The sequence below is a fragment of the Streptomyces lasiicapitis genome (assembly GCF_014646335.1).
GTDB classification, from domain to species: Bacteria; Actinomycetota; Actinomycetes; order Streptomycetales; family Streptomycetaceae; genus Streptomyces; species Streptomyces lasiicapitis.
Genome location: NZ_BMNG01000007.1, coordinates 145,019 through 161,941, shown reverse-complemented (window position 1 = coordinate 161,941; position 16,923 = coordinate 145,019). Strand labels below are relative to the sequence as shown.

Here is a 16,923-nt window from a genome sequence, read left to right as displayed (position 1 = left end):
TCACGGCGGTCACACCATCACGGACACCGTGCCTCGGATGCCGAACAGTGACTTGCCGTAGATCTCCGCGGCCACCTCGGGGTTGAGGACGGCGTGGCGGCTGCCGGTCTCGATGTCGCGCCAGATGCGCTGCAGGGGGTTGGACTCGCCGAAGGCCGAAGCGCCTTGGGCCGAGCAGACGTTGCGGACGGCCTCGCGGGCGTGGACTGCCGCCATGCCCGCGTCCATCCGCATCCGTGCGCGGGCATCGTAGTCGGGGAATGCCCCGGCCCGCGCCGCCTCGTCGATGTCGGCGGCCGCGCGGTAGGCGTGCAGTTGGGCGGAGTCGGCCAGGGACGCCGCGTGCGCGAGGGCGAGTTGGGTGGTGGGGGCCTCGGTCTGGGAGGTGTAGGTCGTCATGGTCAGCGCTCGCTGCGGGGCCCGTTCCGTCAGGAGGTCGACGGCGGCCGCGGCCAGGCCGAGCTGGGGCCCGGTCAGTACGAGGGCTGCGGCCGGCACGAACGGCGCCCGGTACAGGGCCTCGTCGGTGAAGGGTGTGGCGTAGCGGCCCTCGACGGCGTCGGGGACGGAGTGGAAGCGGTGCGCGGGCACGAACAGGTCGTCGCCGAGGAGTGTGTTCGAGGCGGTGCCGCGCATGCCCGCCACGAACCACGTGTCCTCGACGGCCAGTTCCGGCATGGGTACGAGCACGATGCCGACGGCGTCCGACGTGCCCTCGGCGTCCGGCCGGGTGACCCCGAGGACCGCCCAGTCGGCGTGGGCGCACCCGGAGGCGGGGGCCCAGCGCCCGCTCACCCGGTATCCGCCTTCGACGACGCGCGCGGTGCCGGAGGGAGTGACGACGCCGGCCACTCGGGCGCCAGGGGCGTCGGCCCAGACGTCGTCCTGGGCCCGGGCGGGGAAGAGGCCGACGAACCACGCGTTGGCATTGAGCAGCGCGGTCACCCAGGCGGTGGAGCCACAGGCCCGCCCGACCTCGCGGCTGACCTCCAACAGGCTCCGGAAGTCCGCCTGTTGACCGCCGTAGCGGGCGGGCTGCATCAGCGTGAGCAGACCGGCCTCGGCCAGTGCGTCGATGTTCTCGGCGGGCACCCCGCGCTCGCGGTCGGTCGCGTCGGCGTTGCCGGCAAGCAGCGGTCGCAGCGCCGCGGCGCGCTTGACGAGGTCGGCCCGCAGCTCGCGCGCGGTGTCGGTGGTGCGGGGGGCGTCCATGATGATGCTCATCGTCGTCACTCCGGTGTCAGGGGTCATACGGGGTACGGGTCAGCTCGCGACAGCGAGCAGGGAGTGCGTGCCGAAGACCCGGCGCGCGTAGACCAGCGGGGCCGTGGGCGTCGACTCGGCCTCCTCGACCCGCACGACGAGCAGCACGTGGTCACCGCCGTCCACGTGGCGCTCGACGCGTCCCGCCGTCCAGCCGGCCGACTCGGGCAGGTAGGGCAGCCCGGAGCGGACGGTCCAGGTGACGCCCTCGAACTTCAGCCCCGGGCCCAGGCGCCGACGGGCGAACGTCGATGCCAGCTCCTGCTGGTGGGCGCCGAGGATGTTCACCCCCACCCGGTCACCCGGCTGGAGATGGGCAAGCAGCCCCGAGGAGCGGTCCAGGGCGAAGCTCACCAGCGGAGGGTCGAGCGAGAGCGAGGCGAAACTCGACACGGTGCTGCCGTGCGGCCGCCCGTCCGCGGTCGTCGCCGTCACCACGGTGACCGGCGCGCACACCCCGCTCATCAGCTCTACGAAGGTCTCTCGGTCGATCATCATGTGCCTCCCGGGGCTTGAGTCCGTCTGTCGGGAAAGGGATACGTGGCCTCGTGGATCGCCACGTCCGACACCACGAAGTGAACTCCCGCTCCCAGGGCGGCCGCTTGGTCTGCCGGCTCAGGATTCCGGGCGCCCGTTGGTCTGCCACGCCGGTCCGGTCCGAGGCCGGTGCGTCGGGCTCAGCGCTCGGCGTCGCGAGGCACGAGGACCGCGTCCCCCAGCTCCTCGGCGAGTGCCAGGGCGGTGTGGAGGGAGAAGCGGCGGTCGTCCAGGTCGTGGCCGAGGACTTCCTGGGCCCGCTTCACGCGGTAGGTGACGGTCCCCCTGGCCACGTGCAGGCGTCGGGCGACGTCCACGAGGCTGCGCTCGGCGCCGATGTAGTGGTACAGCGTGGTGCGCAGTGCCTCCATCGGCGCGCTGCGGGCGCAGAGCGCGCCGAGTTCGCGTCGTACGAAGTCACCGGCCGCGTCGAGATCGGCGGCCAACAGTGCGACGGCCGCGACGTCGGCGTACGCGGTCGCGCGCCTCGCCACCCGCCCCGCCTCGCGCCGCAGCCGCTCGAACCGCTCCCCGCGCTCGGCTTCGCGGTGGGAGCGGCGAAAGCCCGCGACGCCGCTCCCTGGGGTCCCGAAGGCCGCGTGCACCTGCTGCCGGGACAGCGCCTCCGTGACCGTCTCCCACGAACCGGTCCGGCGCGAGCCGTCCGGAGGCACCGTGCCCCACGCCCACAACCGCCCCGATGCCACGGGGACGACCAGCGTCGTGCTCGCGCCCCGGGCCCGGAGCGCCTCGATCGCCGCCGCCTGCAGCGTGGAGCTGCCGTGCGGCGAGTCCGACCACACCACCACCGCCTCGTGGGTCCGCCGCAGGTCGTAGCCGAGGGCCTGCGACGCCTCGCCGACGTCCGGCGTCGCGGCGTCACCCAGCAGGGAACGCACGATGTCGGCCCGTGCCGCGGCCGCGCTGGTGCTCCACACCTCGTACTCCACGAGATACGTGCGGATCATGGCGTCGGACAGGTCGTCGACGTACGAGAACAACTCGCGGGAGATCGCCGTGACCTCGTCGACCGCCGCCTCCGGGTCGACCAGCTCGGCACAGGCGCGCAGGAACGCCTCGGTCGTGGCAGCGTGGCCGATCCGGACGCCCTGCAGCACCTGTTCGAGCGGTATGGCCCGGTGGACGAACTCGCGGATGCCCTCCAGGGTCGCCTCGCCGACGGGCGGGGCGGCGGCCGGGCCTTCCGCCAGCGTGAACAACGCCCGCAAGGTGGTCGCTTCATTGCCGCGGCGGAGCATTTCGACCGCGCCGGGGCTGCCGCCGAGCGCCGGCACCTCGTCGACGATTCGCCGTACGACCACGGAACTCAGCTCGATCGCCCAGCGCACGGGGTCCGCGCCGACGCGTGCGACGGCGTCCTCGACGACCGCGCGCGGGGACGCCGCCCCCTCGACGTCTACGTCGTCCTGCGGGCCCAGCCGCGCGACCCAGGGCCGTCGCAGCCGCAGCTGACCGGTCCCGGTCACACGGCCCTCCTCCCGGTCGGGGCATCGCGACGGCGGCACCCACGGCCCCGTGAACGTCAGCCGGCGGCGAGGGCCTTGCCGGCCGCGGTGGCGGCCTCGTGGGCTGCCTCCTTGAGCTGGGCGGCGAGTTCGGCGAACTGGTCGAGCTCGGGCTTGATGCCGACGAGCGTGAACTCGCGCTCCACGACGGTGAGGTCGGCGCCCCAGGCGTCGGCGAGGACGCGGCGCAGGAACGGGGTGCTGTGGTCCCAGCCCTCCTTCGGGGTGCCCTTGGAGTAGTTGCCGCCACGGGTGGTCAGCAGGACGACCGGCTTGCCTTCGAGGAGGCGGTCGCGGGAGGTGCCCCCGGTGACGACGGCCCCCGCGATGACCAGGTCGATCCAGTTCTTCACGTGGGCGGACACACCGTAGTTGTAGAGGGGGAACGCCAGGACGACGGCGTTGGCCGCGACCAGCTCGTCGTGGAGCTCCTTGGCCAGGGTGCCGGCCGCCTTCTGGACGTCGCTGCGCTGGTCCTCGGGTGTGTTGTGGGCGGCCTCCACGACGATCGCCCACGCGTCCGCGGGCAGCGGGTCGGTACCCAGGTGGCGGGTCACGACCTGCTCGTCGGGGCGCTCGGCCGCCCACTCGGCCAGGACCAGGTCGGCCAGCTCCTTGCTGGCGGAGATCGGGCCGAGGATGCTCGCGTCGATACGCAAGAGGGTCATGGGGAAACTCCCTGGAGTTCGTCCGGTCGTGGGCGCGCGCGGGCTTCCAGGCCCGGCACACGGCACGGGTTGAACGTTCAACCCGACTCGGTGATGGTGACATGCGGGAGTTGAATGTTCAATCCACTAGTCTGGGGGCGTGAGTGATGACACACCCTGGCTGACACCGACGCAGCGCTACGCCTGGATGCAGGTGACCGGCGTGATCACGCAGCTGCCCGCGGTGATCGACGCCCAGCTGCGCCGCGACTCGGGCCTGAACTTCTTCGAGTACTCGATCCTGGCCGGGCTGTCCGACGCCCCGCAGCGGGCGATGAAGATGGCCACGCTGGCGCAGATGGCCAACGGCTCGCAGTCGCGCCTGTCGCACGCGGTCAGCCGGCTCGAGAAGGCCGGGTGGGTCGAGCGGCGCACCTGCTCGGAGGGCTCCCGCTCGGTCGAGGCCGTCCTCACCGACGCGGGCTACGAGAAGATCGTCGAGGCCGCTCCGTTCCAGGTCCGCGAGGTCCGGCGCATGGTCGTCGACGCGCTGACCGAGGAGGAACTGGAGCAGGTGAGCAACGCCATGCGCAAGATCCTGCTGGTGGCCTCGCCCGAGACGGTCCGGTTCCTGGACGAGACCTTCTACGGGAGCGGGAACGTTCCGCCGGAGTGACGCGGAATCGTCGGCGGGCTTTACCCGCGTGTACGGCGAGGTGCCTGACCGCGGGTGTCGCGGTCAGGCACCGTGTGCGTTGCCGTCAAGTGCCGTGTGCTGTGCTCGCCTTCGTGGCTATCGCGCGTCCACCAGCATGCGGCCGTCGGCCGGGGTACGGGACGCGGCGCCGCCTGCGTAGGCACGCTCGACCCGGGCCTGCTCGGCGGCGTCGGGCACCGCGTTCTTGCAGCTGGTGCCGGCGCTGGAGCCCGACATCAACTGGGAGCACGGGCCGGGCTTGGTGTCCGGCAGGCCCAGGTTGTGGCCGAGCTCGTGGGCGGCGATACGGGTCTTGTCGTGCCCGTCCGTGACCGCCTGCTGGCCGAGTTGGACCTGGGCCCTGCCGCCGGGGCGGACCGGGCCGAGGGTGGCCTGCGGCCAGCCGCTGGTGGCAACGATCTGGATCTCGGCCCGGGTGCCGGGCGGGGCCTCGACCAGCTTGACGTTGTCGACGTTGGAGTTCCACGACGCGACGCCGGCGGCGATCGCCGCCTCCCAGCCCGCGGCCCGGCTGTCGTCGTACCGGATCGTCACCACTGCCGACGCGTTCTTCGCCTCGGCCGAGTCCGGCGCGGACAGGGCGTTCGCCGCCGGTGCCGCGGTCAGGGCGACCGCGACGGCGGTACTCGCTATTCCCAGCCGTATGTAATGCAGCATTGCTGTCCCTTCACTTCACTTGTGGGGGGCCTCGGTTCCGTGCGGAGCCGAGAGTGTGTGGGGAGGGCTGTGCTGTTCCGCGATGCGAGGTCAGGGCTTGCGCGCCACCGCCCCGTACATCGCGATGTCCCGGTCGTCGACGGCGAGTTGACCGGCACCCGGCCGCCACTTGTGGACCTGGGCCACGCCGGGCTCGACCAGTTCGAGGCCGTCGAAGAAGGAGGTGGCGGCGGGCAGGTCGCGCAGGGCCATGGGCATGTTCTGCCGCGCGTACTCCTCGGAGACCCGGCCGACCTCCTCGGGCGCGAAGTCCGCGGTGCCGATGGTCATCGCCAAGTGGCTGCCGGACGGGAGCGGGTCGAGGAGGCGCCGCACCAGCCGGTGGTCGTCCGGCGGCAGGATGAAGTGCAGCATGCCGATGATCAGCAGGCCGACCGGCTCGTCCAGATCCAGCAGTGCGCGGACCTCCGGGCTGTCCAGGATGGCGTCGGGGTCGTGCATGTCGGCGTCCACGTACGCGGTCTCGCCCTCGGGCGAGCTCTGCAGCAGGGCGCGGGCGTGCGTGAGGACGATGGGGTCGTTGTCCACGTAGACCACGTGCGACTCCGGTGCCACCTCCTGCACGACCTCGTGCAGGTTCGGCGCGGTGGGCAGCCCCGTCCCGATGTCGAGGAACTGCCGAATGCCCCGCTCCTTGGCCAGAAAACGCCCCGCGCGGTGCATGAACCGCCGGTTCTCCCGCATGTGCACGGGCAGCGACGGCCAGTGCCGGCACATGGCGTCGCCCGCCTCGACGTCGACGAGGTAGTGGTCCTTGCCGCCCAGAATGTAGTCGTAGACGCGTGCCGAGTGCGCCGTCGAGGTGTCAACCCGGTCCAGGGGGCTGGTCATACGCCGATCCAATCCTCGCCACCGTAGGTCGTGGCAGACGGTACAGCGCGAGACCTCTGCTCGAACAGCAGCCCCAAAGCCATGAATGCGCCCGGGAGTTCACTCGGTGCGGCCCGCTGCCGGGGTGCCCGCCCCGTCATCGGCGTACGCGACCTGGGCTCGCGCCGCTTCCCTTACCCGGGGCCGACGCTGTGCCCTGGACACTCCGTATGTCACGGTGTCCGGGGACCTGCTCGTTCTCGGCGCCGTCATCGTCGTACCGCGAAGGGCGCGAGCGCGCCGGGTCCCGCAGACGCTGTGGATCGTACGGAGCCGCAAGGAGAGATCGTGTACCACCGGGACCGTTCCCCGTGTTCGGCGCTGGCCGTGAGCCGGAGCGTCGAACGCCCTCGTGCCGCCGTGCTGTTGCTGCACGGCGGCCACGAGTACGGCACGTCGGCTCCCGGGGCGTGGAACCTGCCCGCCGCACGGATGGTCCCCTTCGAGCGAGCCGTCCGCCGCGCCACGAAGGAGCACGACGTGCTCATCGGGCGGGTGCGGTACCGCTGCCGCGGCTGGAACGGCGGGCGGGCGGACGCGGCCCACGACGCCGAGCGGGCCCTGCACGAGCTCGCCCGCGTCGCCGGTGACGTGCCGACCGTGCTGGTGGGGCACTCGATGGGCGCCCGTGCCGCCCTGCGCGCGGCCGGTGGCGCCCACGTGCGGGGCGTCGTCGGGCTCGCACCGTGGTGCCCTCCGGAGGATTCGGTACGGCACCTCGACGGCCGGCACGTCGTGCTCCTGCACGGTGACCGGGACCGCGTGACCGACCCGAAGGCGTCCGCCGACTTCCTCGCGCGGGCGAGGGCCGCCGGCGCGGACGCGAGCTTCGTGGAGATGCGGGGGAGCGGTCACGCCATGCTGCGGCGGTCGGCCGCATGGCATGAGCTGACCACGAGCGCGGTGACGGGCCTGCTCGGGCTCACGCCGCTGTCATCCCCCTTCACCGGGGAGGGGCGTCTGCTCAGCGGGGCGTGAGCGTGGAGGAGGTGTAGAGGGCGCGGGCGCGGCCGGTGTCGATGGGCTGGTCGTCGGGCAGGGGCAGGAAGTGTTCCGACTGCCATGCCTGGGTGGTGTGGGCCTGGCGGTTGGTGGTCGTCACCCAGGGCGGGTAGACGCGGAAGGCTCGTTTCCCGCCGACGCCCTGCCGGGACACGATGCCGCGTGCGCACAGCGCGTCCCGCGGAAACACGAACTGTCCGAACCGTCGGCCCTCACGGGTGCTGATCACGAACAGGTCGACCGGGTCCTCGGCGTCGAACGGCTGGATCGGACCCCCGCTGGCAGACCTCTTCCACACCGTGACGAACTGGCCGACCTTGGTCGGGGTCGTCTTGGCCACGCGGAACCTGACCGCCAAGCCGTCCAGCGTGAACTCGTACGCCCCGTACTCGGCGCTCTCCGCCTCGGGCGTCGGCCGCGAGCACGTGAACCCGCACGGGTCGTACACCAGCGTCTTCGCCGCCAGCAGATCATCGGGGATCGCGGCCTCGTCCGGCCAGGGCCCGGGATCTCGGGCACCGGACCCCACGGCGACATCTCGTCCCATTCGTTCCATTCTTTCCCCTGCCATTCCCGCAGTCTGCACACCGTCGCCGGATCGCAGGCAATCGAACACGTGAACGACAGCATAGAGCTCTCGCGCGGCCGGTCGCCGGAGGCCTCGCCCGAATCGCACTCCGGCACCACCGCTGCCATCATCGGCCCCAGGAGGCAAGCACCGCACGACCGGCCGACGGGAGGCCCGCGCCATGGCGTCCACCGCCCTGGTCATCGGCGGCACCGGCCGCGTCGGCGGCCATGCCGTCGCCAAGCTCGCCGCCCTGGGCTGGCGCACCCGCTCGATGAGCCGCCACCCGCGCCCCGGTGACGCCACCGAGGCGATCAACGGCGACATCACCGACCCCGTGGCCGACCGCAGCGCCCTGGCCGGCTGTGACGCCGTCATCGTCACTGTGGAGTCGCCCTACGACAGTCACGGCGCGCACGCCGTCCTGAACGACGGGGTCCGCATGGTCGCCGGCCTCGCCGCGCCCCACGGCATCCACTGCGTGCTCGTCAGCCAGATCCACGTCACCCGTCCCGACGCCGTGCCCGGCTTCGAGGCCGCCGCCCACGCCCGCGCCCTGGGCGAAGAGGCGCTGCGCACCAGCGGAACCCCGTACACGATCGTCCGCCCCGGCCGCCTGACCGACGACCCCGGCGGCCGCACCGGGCTGCGGATCGAACAGGGCGACACCGGTGAGGGTCACGTCACCTGTGAAGACGTCGCGGAAGCCTGCGTCCGGGCGCTGCTTGCCCCGGACGTCTCCCAGGGCAAGACCTTCGAGATCTACAACGACGCGTACGGTCCCGTCCCGGCCCACTGACCGACCGTGTTCGCCGCCCTCGCCCCTGACCCCGCCGCCTAGGCGCGTTGGCGAAATCCGACAGCACGTCGAGCATGGCCGAATATCTCCTTGTGGCAACGGAGCAGGGGCTCGTTTCGCTCGTCGGTAAGGTTAGGCTAACCTCCTCGACGTGCATGAAGGTGAAGAGACCGCCGAGGCCGCGCGCCCCCAGGGTCATGAACTGTCGGCCACGGGCGTCACCGTGGCGTACGAAGGCGTCGATGTCGTACACGACGCGTCGATGACGCTGCGCCCGGGCGACGTGACGGTCCTGGTGGGCCCCAACGGCAGCGGGAAGTCGACGTTGTTGCGCACGCTCGCGCGGCTGCAGCGGCCCAGGACCGCCACGCTCGTCATCGACGGCGACACCGACGGCCTCGCCCTGAGCCCCCGTGAGTTCTCCCGCCACGTCGCCCTGCTCACCCAAGGGCGCCCCACACCCAGCGGGCTGACGGTGCGGGACGTGGTCGAATTCGGCCGCTACCCCTACCGCGGCCGCTGGGGCAAGGCCGACCCGGGCGGCAAGGCCGCCGTGGACCGCGCGCTCGCCATGACGGGCGTCGCTGAGCTCGCCGAACGCGGCGCCGAGCACCTGTCCGGCGGACAGCTCCAGCGCGTATGGCTCGCCGGCTGCCTCGCCCAGGAAACGGGCGTACTCCTCCTCGACGAGCCCACGACCTACCTCGACCTGCGCTACCAGGTCGAACTCCTCGACCTCATACGGGAACTGGCCGACGACCACGGCATCGCCGTCGGCGCCGTCCTGCACGACCTCGACCAGGCCGCGGCCGTCGCCGACCGCATCCTGCTGCTCGACTCCGGCCGGGTCATCGCCGACGGCGACCCCGAAGACGTACTCACACCACAGCGGCTCACCGACACGTACGGCATCCGCATCGAGGTCGAAACCGACCCGCTCACCGGCCATCTGCGCACCCGCGCCATCGGCCGGCACCACTCGCGAAGCGAAAGGCTCAGCACCACCTCATGAGACGCCTCCTGATCACCGCGGCGGCCGCCACCGCCGCGGCCCTCACCCTGTCCGCCTGCGGGACCACCGAGTCCTCCGACGACGGCGCGAAGAAGGGCGCCGAGTCCCTCACCCTCACCGACGCCACGGGCGCCAAGGTGAAGCTGAAGGGCCCCGCCAAGAAGGTCGTCGCCTCCGAGTGGAACGAGGTCGAGAGCCTGATATCGCTCGGCGTCGACCCGGTCGGCGTCGCCGACGTCAAGGGCTACGAGACCTGGGACACCGCCGTCCCGCTGAAGAACAGCCCCAAGGACATCGGCACGCGCGGCGAGCCGAGCATGGACACCGTCGCGTCCCTCAAGCCCGACCTCATCCTCGCCAGCACCGACCTGCCGGCCGCCGCGGTGAAGCAACTGCGCAAGGTCGCCCCGGTCCTGGCGATCCGCTCCGCCGACGCCTCGGACCCGATCGGGCGGATGACCGAGAACCTCGACCTCATCGCCAAGGCCACCGGCACCACCAAGCAGTCCGAGAAGCTCAAGAAGGACTTCGAGGCCAAGCTCGCCGGGGGCAAGAAGGCGCTCGCCGACGCCGGAGTCGGCGGCGCCGACTACGCCTTCGCCGACGGCTACGTGACCTCCAACCAGGTCTCCATCCGCCCCTACACCAGCGGCTCCCTCATCGGCGCCGTCAACGAGAAGATCGGCCTGAAGAACGCCTGGAAGGTCAAGGGCGACAAGAGCTACGGCCTCGGCGCCACCGACGTCGAGGGCCTCACCAAGCTCGACAAGGACACGCACTTCGCCTACATCGGCAACAAGGGCGACAAGACCAGCACCCCGTTCACCGGCGTCCTCGCCAAGGACAAGGTGTGGACTTCCCTGCCGTTCGTGAAGAAGGGCAACGTGCACCGGCTGCCCGACGGCATCTGGATGTTCGGCGGCCCCGAGTCGATGAACCAGTACGTCGACTCCGTCGTCGACGCCCTCACGAAGAAGTAGCGCCATGGCCGTCACCGCAACCACCCCCACCGCTCGTCCGTCGACAGCCGCGTCCCGTACGGGTGCGGTCGCGGTGACGGCCGCACTGGTCCTCCTCGTCACCGCACTCGCGGTCGTCGACATCACCCAGGGCACGGCCGCCGTCGGCGCCCCCGAGGTGTGGAAGGCGCTCACCGGCCGCGCCGACCCCGCCGACGCGTCGGTCGTCATCGCGTCGCGGCTGCCGCGGATGACCGCGGGCCTTCTCGTCGGCGCCGTACTCGGCATGGCGGGCGCCGCCCTGCAGGCCGTCAGCCGCAACGTCCTCGCCGCGCCCGACACCCTCGCGGTCAACGCGGGCTCCTACTTCGCCCTCGGTCTCGCCGCCGCAAGCGGCATCTCGCTGCCGCTGCTCGCCTCATCCGGCATCGCCTTCATCGGCGGCCTCGCCGCGGCCGCCGTCGTCCTCGGCCTCTCCGGCCTCGGCACCGGAACCGTCCGGCTCGTCCTCGCCGGCAGCGCCCTCACCCTCGGCCTGACCGCCGTCACCGAGGGGACGCTCCTGCTGTTCCCCCAGCGGACGGAGGGCATCTACAAGTGGAACCAGGGCAGCATCGCGCAGAACGGCTTCGACGGCGTGCTGCAGATGCTCCCGATCTGCGTCATCGGCCTCGTCGGCCTGGTGCTGCTCGCCCGCAGGGTCGACGCCCTGGCACTCGGCGACGACGCCGCGCGCGGAGTCGGCGTGTCCGTGCGCGCCACGCGCGTCACCGCCGTCGTGTTCGCCGCCCTGCTGTCCACGGCCGCCGTCACGCTCGCCGGACCCGTCGGCTTCGTGGGCCTCTGCGCTCCCGCCCCCGTACGCCCCCTCGCCCGCAGGTTCCGCGCGTTCACCAAGTCGCGCGCGAGGCTGCCGCTCGCCGGACTCGCGGGCGCGGCCCTGGTGCTCGGCTCCGACGTGCTGCTGCGCACCGTCGTGTCCGCGGACAGGTCCGTCTCCGTGCCCACCGGCGTCGTCACCAGCCTGGTCGGCGCCCTCTTCCTGATCGTCATGGCCGCACGCGTCCGGGACACGGCCGGAGCCGTCCAGACCGACCGGCTGCGCATCCGCAGCAGGGCCGTCTTCCTCACCACGACGGCCGTCCTGGCCGTCGCGCTCGTCGGCGTGATCATCGCCGCCGTGCTCCTCGGCGACAGCAAGCTGCTCCTGGGCGACGTCGTGAACTGGGCCCAGGGACGGGCCGGCCAGACCGTCACCTTCGTCCTCGACACCCGGGTGCCGCGCGTCCTCGCCGCGCTGCTCGCGGGTGGGGCGCTCGCGCTCGCAGGGACGCTCATCCAGGCCGTCACCCGCAACCCCCTCGCCGAACCGGGCATCCTGGGGGTGACGAACGGTGCCGCGGTGGGCGCCGTCGTGCTCGTCACAACAGTGCCCACGGTCGGCTCGTGGAGCCTGGCCGGCGGCGCGTTCGCGGGCGCCGCGATCAGCTCTGTCCTCGTCTTCGGTCTCGCCGCGCGGGGCGGGTTCCAGCAGAACCGGCTCGTCCTCGTCGGGTTCGGCGTCGCCACCGGGGCGTCCGCCATCATCAGCCTGCTCATCATCCTCACCGACCCCTTCAACGCCACGAAGGCGCTCACCTGGCTCTCGGGCTCGACCTACGGGCGGACCCTGCCCGACGTGGTGCCCCTCGCGATCGTCCTCACCGTGGGCCTGGCCGTCGCGGTCGCGCGGCGCACCGAACTCGACCTCGTCTCCCTCGACGAGGACACCCCGCGGCTGCTCGGCCTCGACCTGGCCCGCGGCCGCCTGGGCTTCCTCGTCCTCGGCGTCCTGCTGAGCGCCACCGCCGTGGCCGCCGCGGGCACCATCGGCTTCGTCGGACTCGTGGCACCGCACGCGGCCCGCGCCCTCGTGGGCCGGCAGCACGTCCGCGTGGTGCCGGTCGCCGTGCTTCTCGGCGCCATCCTGGTGTGCGTGGCCGACCTGGTGGGCCGCACGGTGATCGCCCCGGCGCAGCTTGGCGCCGGGCTCATGACGGCTGTGATCGGTACGCCGTACTTCCTCTACCTGCTTGTACGCAGCCGCCGTCAGTCGCAGGCTTGAGGCGCGCGCAGCCGACGTCAGTCACATGCCTGGCCCCCGCACCAGGTGCGGCCGTGAATGCTGAGTAGCCACTTTTTTGTGGGTACTTGGCGGTGACCGGCGGCGGGGTGATCCTGATGAAGGGCGGCCGGAGGGTCACCCACCGGATCCGGGTGAGACGTGGGGTGAGGGTTGTGCGATGCGTCAGGAGGCCGCCTTGGCGTCGGTGAGCTTCTGCAAGCGGCGGTGGCCCCAGTCGGAGACGGGACCCAACGCCTCGGAGAGGTCCCGGCCGAACGGGGTCAGGGAGTAGAAGGTCTTCAGCGGGAGCGTGTCGTGCACCTCCCGGTGCACGAGACCGTCGGTCTCCATCTCGCGCAATGCCTGGGTCAGCACCTTCTCGCTGAGGCCCGGCAGCCGCCGGCGCAGTTCGCCCGGGCGCTGCGGACCCGATTCCAGCAGCCAGAGAAGAGTGGTCTTCCACTTCCCGTCGATCACCGCGATCGCGGCGGTTACGCCACAGACATCCAAGTCCTGAGCACGATTGCGCGTCATCCTCGCCCCCTCATTCACTACACATTGTCGATATATCTGCATGCCTAAATATCTACGGAGTTGAGCCATGTCGTCGTCCGTACACACTGAACAGTCTGCCGTCACCGTCCTCGGTTTGGGGCCGATGGGTCGTGCCCTGGCGAGTGCCTTCCTGGATGCCGGTCTGCGCACCACGGTCTGGAACCGGACGCCGGGGCGGGACGGTGAGTTGGTCGCTCGGGGTGCGGTGAGTGCCCAGTCGGTGGAGAAAGCTGTTGCCGCGAGCGGGCTGACGGTGGTCTGCGTCGTGAACTACGACGCGGTGGACACCGTCCTGCGGCGCGAGGCGGTCACCGACGCGCTCAAGGGCCGCACGGTGGTCAACCTGACCGCGGACACGCCGGACCGGGCGCGGGACGCGGCGGAGTGGGCGGCCGAGCACGGTGTTCGCTATCTGGACGGCGCGATCATGACGCCGACCGTGACCATCGGCACTCCGGCCGGAGTGTTCATCCACAGCGGTCCCAAGGATCTCTACGACGAGCACAAGGCCGTCCTGGAGGCGTTGGGCGGCACCCACACCCACCTCGGTGAGGAGATCGGCCGGGCGGCGGCGTACGACATCGCGCTGCTCGACATCTTCTGGACCGCCATGGCCGGCTATGTCCACGCCGTGGCGGTGGCGCGAGCGGAAGGGATCACCGCGGGCGAGCTGGCTCCGTTCGCCAAGGGAATCGGCGACATCCTCCCGCCCATCTTCGAAGGGCTCGCGACGGAGGTGGACAACGGCACCCACTCCGGCGAGGGCAACCCGATCACCTCGGCCGTCTCGTCCATGGCTCACATCGTCCACACCTCCGAGGCCCATGGCATCGACGCCGGCGTGATGCGCGCGACGGAAGGCCTGGCCCGCCGAGCCATCGGTCTTGGCCACGGCACCGACGGGTTCACACGGGTCGCCGAAATGCTGGGCCGCCGCTAGCGAGGCCGGGGCAGACGGCTGTCAGGAGCAGTCGTAGGACCACCTGTCGGGCGGGGTGTGGCGCAGTGGTCGACGCGCCTCCACCGCGTGTGGGAAGACGCCGGTTCGAATCCGGTCACCCCGCCCACCCGGTCTCGCGGACCTCAGCGAATGCCACCGGAGCGGTGCGAGTCGACGGGTCGCGCGTAACCCGCTGTCCTGGCCTCGGTCACACGCGATAAACCCGGCGACACCGACGATCACCCCCGGGACACTGGTCGCCATGGATGAGGTCAAAGTCGTCGTCGCCCATTCCGAGCGTGCGACCCTGCGCGTCGGTGACGTGTTCCTGAAGGTGGACGCCGATCAGGCGCGCATCGACGTCGAGGTCGAGGCGATGGGCCTCGTGCCGGTCCCGACCCCGGAGGTGCTGTGGCGCAAGCCGCCCGTGCTCGCGATCGCCGCGGTCCCGGGGACGGCGCTCGGCCGCCTCGGCGAGCCGTCGACCGCGTCGCCGGCGGCGTGGGCCGCGGCGGGCGCCGCCGTCCGGAAGTTGCACGACGCGCCGCTGCCACCCCGGCCCGGCCGGGCCGGCCGCGGCCTCGACGAGTTGACGGCGGAGCTCGACGCCGAGAGCGAGTTGCTCGTGGCGAACGGTGTCCTGCCCGCCGACCTGGTCACCCGCAACCGCCAGGTCGCCGAGGCCGCGCTCCGGCCGTGGACTCCGGCGTTCACGCACGGAGACCTGCAGATCGCCCACGTGTTCGTCGACCGCGACGAGATCACCGGCATCATCGACTGGTCCGAGGCGGGCCAGGGCGATGCCCTGTACGACCTCGCCACCCTGACACTCGGACACGAGGAGCACCTCGGCGACGTCGTCGCCGGCTATGGCGCCGACGTCGACCTCGACGTGATCCGCGGGTGGTGGTCGTTGCGCAGCCTGCTGGGGGTTCGCTGGCTGGTCGAGCACGGCTTCGACCCGACCGCGCCGGGCTGTGAGGTCGACGTGCTGAGATCCCGGATGTGAGGTGCTCGAAAACCAGTGGAGCGGCGCCGCCGTGCGCCGTTACCGTGCTGCCGAACCAAGTCGTCTAGGCAAGGACGTGCCGTTGTACACCGTGTGAGACCTCCCGAGTGCTGATTGGTCGCGCGTCGCGCATGTGCGCCGCGCTGCTTTTTGCTGCGGACTTCTCACTGAAACCGGTGTACTTCTGTGCTCGAAAACTGGGTGGTCATGCCCACCTGCCTGCCTGTCGTTCTCCGCCGTTGCCACGCCTGCGCGTCCCAGCGCTTCCGGGCGAACGGCAAATTTCGCGTCAACGCCAACCACAAGCTCATAGACGCCTGGCTCCTCGTGCTCTGCACCGCCTGCGGGGACACGGCGAAGCTCACGGTCCTGGAGCGGACGAACGTGCGCTCCGTACGACCCGATCTCCTTGACCGGATGCACGACAACGACCCCGGCCTGGCGGCTGAGCTGCTCCAGGATCCGGTGCTGCGGTGCCGCAATCGCATCGCCCTCGACTGGGACAACGCCTGGCGCCTCGACACCGGCGGATCGGATCACCTGGACCGCGAGGTCATCGACATCTCGGTCCGCTTCGCGGCGCGGATCCCGGTCCGGCCGGTACGGCTCATCGCTGAAGGCTGCGGTCTTTCGCGGGCCGAGGTGGAGCGACTGATCGTGGAGGGGAAGCTCGTCTCGGCAGTCCGGCTGAGCGGCAAGCTCTCCGGCGACTTCACCTTCACGCTCAAGCGCTGAGCCTTTCCGGGGTCGGCCCAGCACTCCCAGGGACCAGGGGCCTGTCCGGCAAGCAACCGGACAGGCCCCAGGGGTCCCGTCAATCCGCAGGATCCGGCGGCCACGGTCCCAGCTCGGGCAAGTGGCGTCCGGTGGTGCTCAGTTGGCCGTCGACGCCACGACCCGCCATCCAGGCCGCGAGGTCACGCACCGCGCCGGAGACCTCGACTGCCGTCCCCGTTCCCAGAGTTCGGGTGAACTCATGGTCGGTGGCCCGCAAGAGCAGCCGCGTCCCGGCCGGAGCACGGTCGGACAAGAACTCCAGAGCGTGCAGGGCGAAGTCCAGCGACCAGTCGCCGGGACGGTAGCCCACCGCGAGGTCGACGGCGTGAATCTCCGCCTCCCTCCACCGCGCCAGCGCGGTATCCAGCACCGTGGCACGGCGGAAGCGGACCGCGCGCCCCCAGTCCGCCGCCGTCAGCCCGCTCCAGGCATCCTCCAAAGCATCCTGGGCCGCCTTCAGTTCCTCACGGAGCTGTGCCAAAGGCTGGGCGGCACCACGGTCGATGGACTGGTCACGCCCGTCCTGGCCGCCGTCGTACATGTCGATGGCCTCGCCCCGCAGAGCGCCTCGTGCCTGTCTCTCGAAGGCGCGCGCGTTGTCTGCGAGGTGCTTGAGGACATGCCCGCGGCTCCACCCCGGCAGGGCGGAAGCCGCGTCCTTCTGCCGGTCATCGAGGCGATTGAGCAGTTCAAGGAGCAGCGCGTGCGCCTGCGAGACGCGGCGCACCAGATCGTCAGTAGCTATTGGCGAGTTGACCACTGTCGCACCCTAACCATCGATCCAGCTCCAGTGCCTCCCGAAGTGCCGTACTCCGCACACCTCTTGAGGTGTCCCTGCCCCGCACCCTAGGATTTCAGCACGGGCAATTGAAACGTTTCATTCAACGTCGTGGGCACACCGCCCACCCCCACCCAAGGGA

18 protein-coding genes and 1 tRNA gene are annotated in these 16,923 nt (G+C 71.3%); 10 read left to right on the top strand and 9 right to left on the bottom strand.

The features are described 5' to 3' along the window. Window positions 1–9 precede the first annotated feature (9 nt). The 4 genes from IEY91_RS17115 to IEY91_RS17100 form a co-directional block, all read right to left on the bottom strand. Window positions 10–1,224 (bottom strand): acyl-CoA dehydrogenase family protein, encoded by a 1,215-nt coding sequence (locus tag IEY91_RS17115; protein WP_189174628.1) that lies wholly within the window; start codon window positions 1,222–1,224, stop codon window positions 10–12. Window positions 1,225–1,263: 39 nt separating this feature from the next. Next, complete coding sequence (locus IEY91_RS17110; RefSeq protein WP_229697028.1) at window positions 1,264–1,761, bottom strand: flavin reductase family protein; 498 nt, start codon at window positions 1,759–1,761, stop codon at window positions 1,264–1,266. Between the two features lie 179 nt (window positions 1,762–1,940). Beyond that, window positions 1,941–3,287, bottom strand: a complete 1,347-nt coding sequence (locus tag IEY91_RS17105; RefSeq protein WP_189174627.1) for a PucR family transcriptional regulator — start codon at window positions 3,285–3,287, stop codon at window positions 1,941–1,943. A 56-nt stretch (window positions 3,288–3,343) separates the two neighbouring features. Beyond that, window positions 3,344–3,994 carry an FMN-dependent NADH-azoreductase gene (locus tag IEY91_RS17100; protein WP_189174626.1) on the bottom strand — a complete coding sequence of 217 codons (651 nt, stop codon included), beginning with the start codon at window positions 3,992–3,994 and terminating at the stop codon, window positions 3,344–3,346. A 139-nt stretch (window positions 3,995–4,133) separates the two neighbouring features. Between IEY91_RS17100 and IEY91_RS17095 the strand changes: the two genes are divergently transcribed. Then, window positions 4,134–4,649 (top strand): MarR family winged helix-turn-helix transcriptional regulator, encoded by a 516-nt coding sequence (locus IEY91_RS17095; protein ID WP_229697027.1) that lies wholly within the window; start codon window positions 4,134–4,136, stop codon window positions 4,647–4,649. Between the two features lie 117 nt (window positions 4,650–4,766). Here IEY91_RS17095 and IEY91_RS17090 read toward each other — a convergent pair whose 3' ends face one another. Beyond that, entirely contained in the window at window positions 4,767–5,348 is a 582-nt protein-coding gene (locus tag IEY91_RS17090; protein WP_164327762.1) for a snapalysin family zinc-dependent metalloprotease, read from the bottom strand. 90 nt (window positions 5,349–5,438) lie between these two features. After that, entirely contained in the window at window positions 5,439–6,239 is an 801-nt protein-coding gene (locus IEY91_RS17085) for an SAM-dependent methyltransferase (RefSeq protein WP_164327763.1), read from the bottom strand. A 327-nt stretch (window positions 6,240–6,566) separates the two neighbouring features. On the opposite strand from IEY91_RS17085, the gene IEY91_RS17080 reads away from it, so the two are divergent. Then, complete coding sequence (locus tag IEY91_RS17080; protein ID WP_229697026.1) at window positions 6,567–7,256, top strand: alpha/beta fold hydrolase; 690 nt, start codon at window positions 6,567–6,569, stop codon at window positions 7,254–7,256. Here the strand turns inward: IEY91_RS17080 and IEY91_RS17075 are convergent. Next, window positions 7,243–7,827 (bottom strand): MepB family protein, encoded by a 585-nt coding sequence (locus IEY91_RS17075; protein WP_189174625.1) that lies wholly within the window; start codon window positions 7,825–7,827, stop codon window positions 7,243–7,245. The genes IEY91_RS17080 and IEY91_RS17075 overlap by 14 nt on opposite strands. A gap of 202 nt (window positions 7,828–8,029) precedes the next feature. On the opposite strand from IEY91_RS17075, the gene IEY91_RS17070 reads away from it, so the two are divergent. The 4 genes from IEY91_RS17070 to IEY91_RS17055 all read left to right on the top strand — a co-directional run bounded on the left by IEY91_RS17070 (window position 8,030) and on the right by IEY91_RS17055 (window position 12,722). Continuing rightward, complete coding sequence (locus tag IEY91_RS17070) at window positions 8,030–8,647, top strand: NAD(P)H-binding protein (RefSeq protein ID WP_189174624.1); 618 nt, start codon at window positions 8,030–8,032, stop codon at window positions 8,645–8,647. Window positions 8,648–8,798: 151 nt separating this feature from the next. Next, a complete protein-coding gene (locus IEY91_RS17065; RefSeq protein WP_189174623.1) occupies window positions 8,799–9,659 on the top strand; it encodes an ABC transporter ATP-binding protein in 861 nt (286 codons plus the stop codon). Further along, window positions 9,656–10,639, top strand: coding sequence for an ABC transporter substrate-binding protein (locus IEY91_RS17060; RefSeq protein ID WP_189174622.1), 984 nt, complete (start codon window positions 9,656–9,658; stop codon window positions 10,637–10,639). Before IEY91_RS17065 ends, IEY91_RS17060 begins: the two co-directional genes overlap by 4 nt. Before the next feature lie 4 nt (window positions 10,640–10,643). Beyond that, the gene (locus IEY91_RS17055) at window positions 10,644–12,722 is read left to right on the top strand and encodes an iron ABC transporter permease (RefSeq protein ID WP_189174621.1); all 2,079 of its coding nucleotides are present in this window, start codon (window positions 10,644–10,646) and stop codon (window positions 12,720–12,722) included. 183 nt (window positions 12,723–12,905) lie between these two features. Here IEY91_RS17055 and IEY91_RS17050 read toward each other — a convergent pair whose 3' ends face one another. Beyond that, window positions 12,906–13,256: a winged helix-turn-helix transcriptional regulator gene (locus IEY91_RS17050; RefSeq protein WP_164327769.1), complete on the bottom strand. Its 351-nt coding sequence runs from the start codon at window positions 13,254–13,256 to the stop codon at window positions 12,906–12,908. Window positions 13,257–13,323: 67 nt separating this feature from the next. Here IEY91_RS17050 and IEY91_RS17045 point away from each other — a divergent pair, with 67 nt between their 5' ends. The 4 genes from IEY91_RS17045 (at window position 13,324) to IEY91_RS17030 (ending at window position 15,961) form a co-directional block, all read left to right on the top strand. Beyond that, the gene (locus tag IEY91_RS17045; protein WP_189174620.1) at window positions 13,324–14,217 is read left to right on the top strand and encodes an NAD(P)-dependent oxidoreductase; all 894 of its coding nucleotides are present in this window, start codon (window positions 13,324–13,326) and stop codon (window positions 14,215–14,217) included. A 51-nt stretch (window positions 14,218–14,268) separates the two neighbouring features. After that, window positions 14,269–14,344: transfer RNA gene (locus IEY91_RS17040), tRNA-Thr, on the top strand. Between the two features lie 135 nt (window positions 14,345–14,479). Then, window positions 14,480–15,226 (top strand): phosphotransferase family protein, encoded by a 747-nt coding sequence (locus tag IEY91_RS17035; protein WP_189174619.1) that lies wholly within the window; start codon window positions 14,480–14,482, stop codon window positions 15,224–15,226. Between the two features lie 186 nt (window positions 15,227–15,412). Beyond that, on the top strand, window positions 15,413–15,961 hold the full coding sequence (locus IEY91_RS17030) for a DUF1062 domain-containing protein (protein ID WP_189174618.1): 549 nt from the start codon (window positions 15,413–15,415) through the stop codon (window positions 15,959–15,961). 79 nt (window positions 15,962–16,040) lie between these two features. On the opposite strand, the gene IEY91_RS17025 is transcribed toward IEY91_RS17030, so the two are convergent. Beyond that, window positions 16,041–16,763 (bottom strand): maleylpyruvate isomerase family mycothiol-dependent enzyme, encoded by a 723-nt coding sequence (locus tag IEY91_RS17025; RefSeq protein ID WP_189174617.1) that lies wholly within the window; start codon window positions 16,761–16,763, stop codon window positions 16,041–16,043. Between the last annotated feature and the right edge of the window lie 160 nt (window positions 16,764–16,923).

What these genes read in the sequence shown, in the direction of transcription:
- IEY91_RS17115 (WP_189174628.1), bottom strand. Translation starts at nt 1,224, where the DNA reads ATGAGCATCATCATGGACGCCCCCCGCACCACCGACACCGCGCGCGAG.
- IEY91_RS17110 (WP_229697028.1), bottom strand. Translation starts at nt 1,761, where the DNA reads ATGATGATCGACCGAGAGACCTTCGTAGAGCTGATGAGCGGGGTGTGC.
- IEY91_RS17100 (WP_189174626.1), bottom strand. Translation starts at nt 3,994, where the DNA reads ATGACCCTCTTGCGTATCGACGCGAGCATCCTCGGCCCGATCTCCGCC.
- IEY91_RS17090 (WP_164327762.1), bottom strand. Translation starts at nt 5,348, where the DNA reads ATGCTGCATTACATACGGCTGGGAATAGCGAGTACCGCCGTCGCGGTC.
- IEY91_RS17085 (WP_164327763.1), bottom strand. Translation starts at nt 6,239, where the DNA reads ATGACCAGCCCCCTGGACCGGGTTGACACCTCGACGGCGCACTCGGCA.
- IEY91_RS17075 (WP_189174625.1), bottom strand. Translation starts at nt 7,827, where the DNA reads ATGGGACGAGATGTCGCCGTGGGGTCCGGTGCCCGAGATCCCGGGCCC.
- IEY91_RS17070 (WP_189174624.1), top strand. Translation starts at nt 8,030, where the DNA reads ATGGCGTCCACCGCCCTGGTCATCGGCGGCACCGGCCGCGTCGGCGGC.
- IEY91_RS17060 (WP_189174622.1), top strand. Translation starts at nt 9,656, where the DNA reads ATGAGACGCCTCCTGATCACCGCGGCGGCCGCCACCGCCGCGGCCCTC.
- IEY91_RS17055 (WP_189174621.1), top strand. Translation starts at nt 10,644, where the DNA reads ATGGCCGTCACCGCAACCACCCCCACCGCTCGTCCGTCGACAGCCGCG.
- IEY91_RS17050 (WP_164327769.1), bottom strand. Translation starts at nt 13,256, where the DNA reads ATGACGCGCAATCGTGCTCAGGACTTGGATGTCTGTGGCGTAACCGCC.
- IEY91_RS17045 (WP_189174620.1), top strand. Translation starts at nt 13,324, where the DNA reads ATGTCGTCGTCCGTACACACTGAACAGTCTGCCGTCACCGTCCTCGGT.
- IEY91_RS17035 (WP_189174619.1), top strand. Translation starts at nt 14,480, where the DNA reads ATGGATGAGGTCAAAGTCGTCGTCGCCCATTCCGAGCGTGCGACCCTG.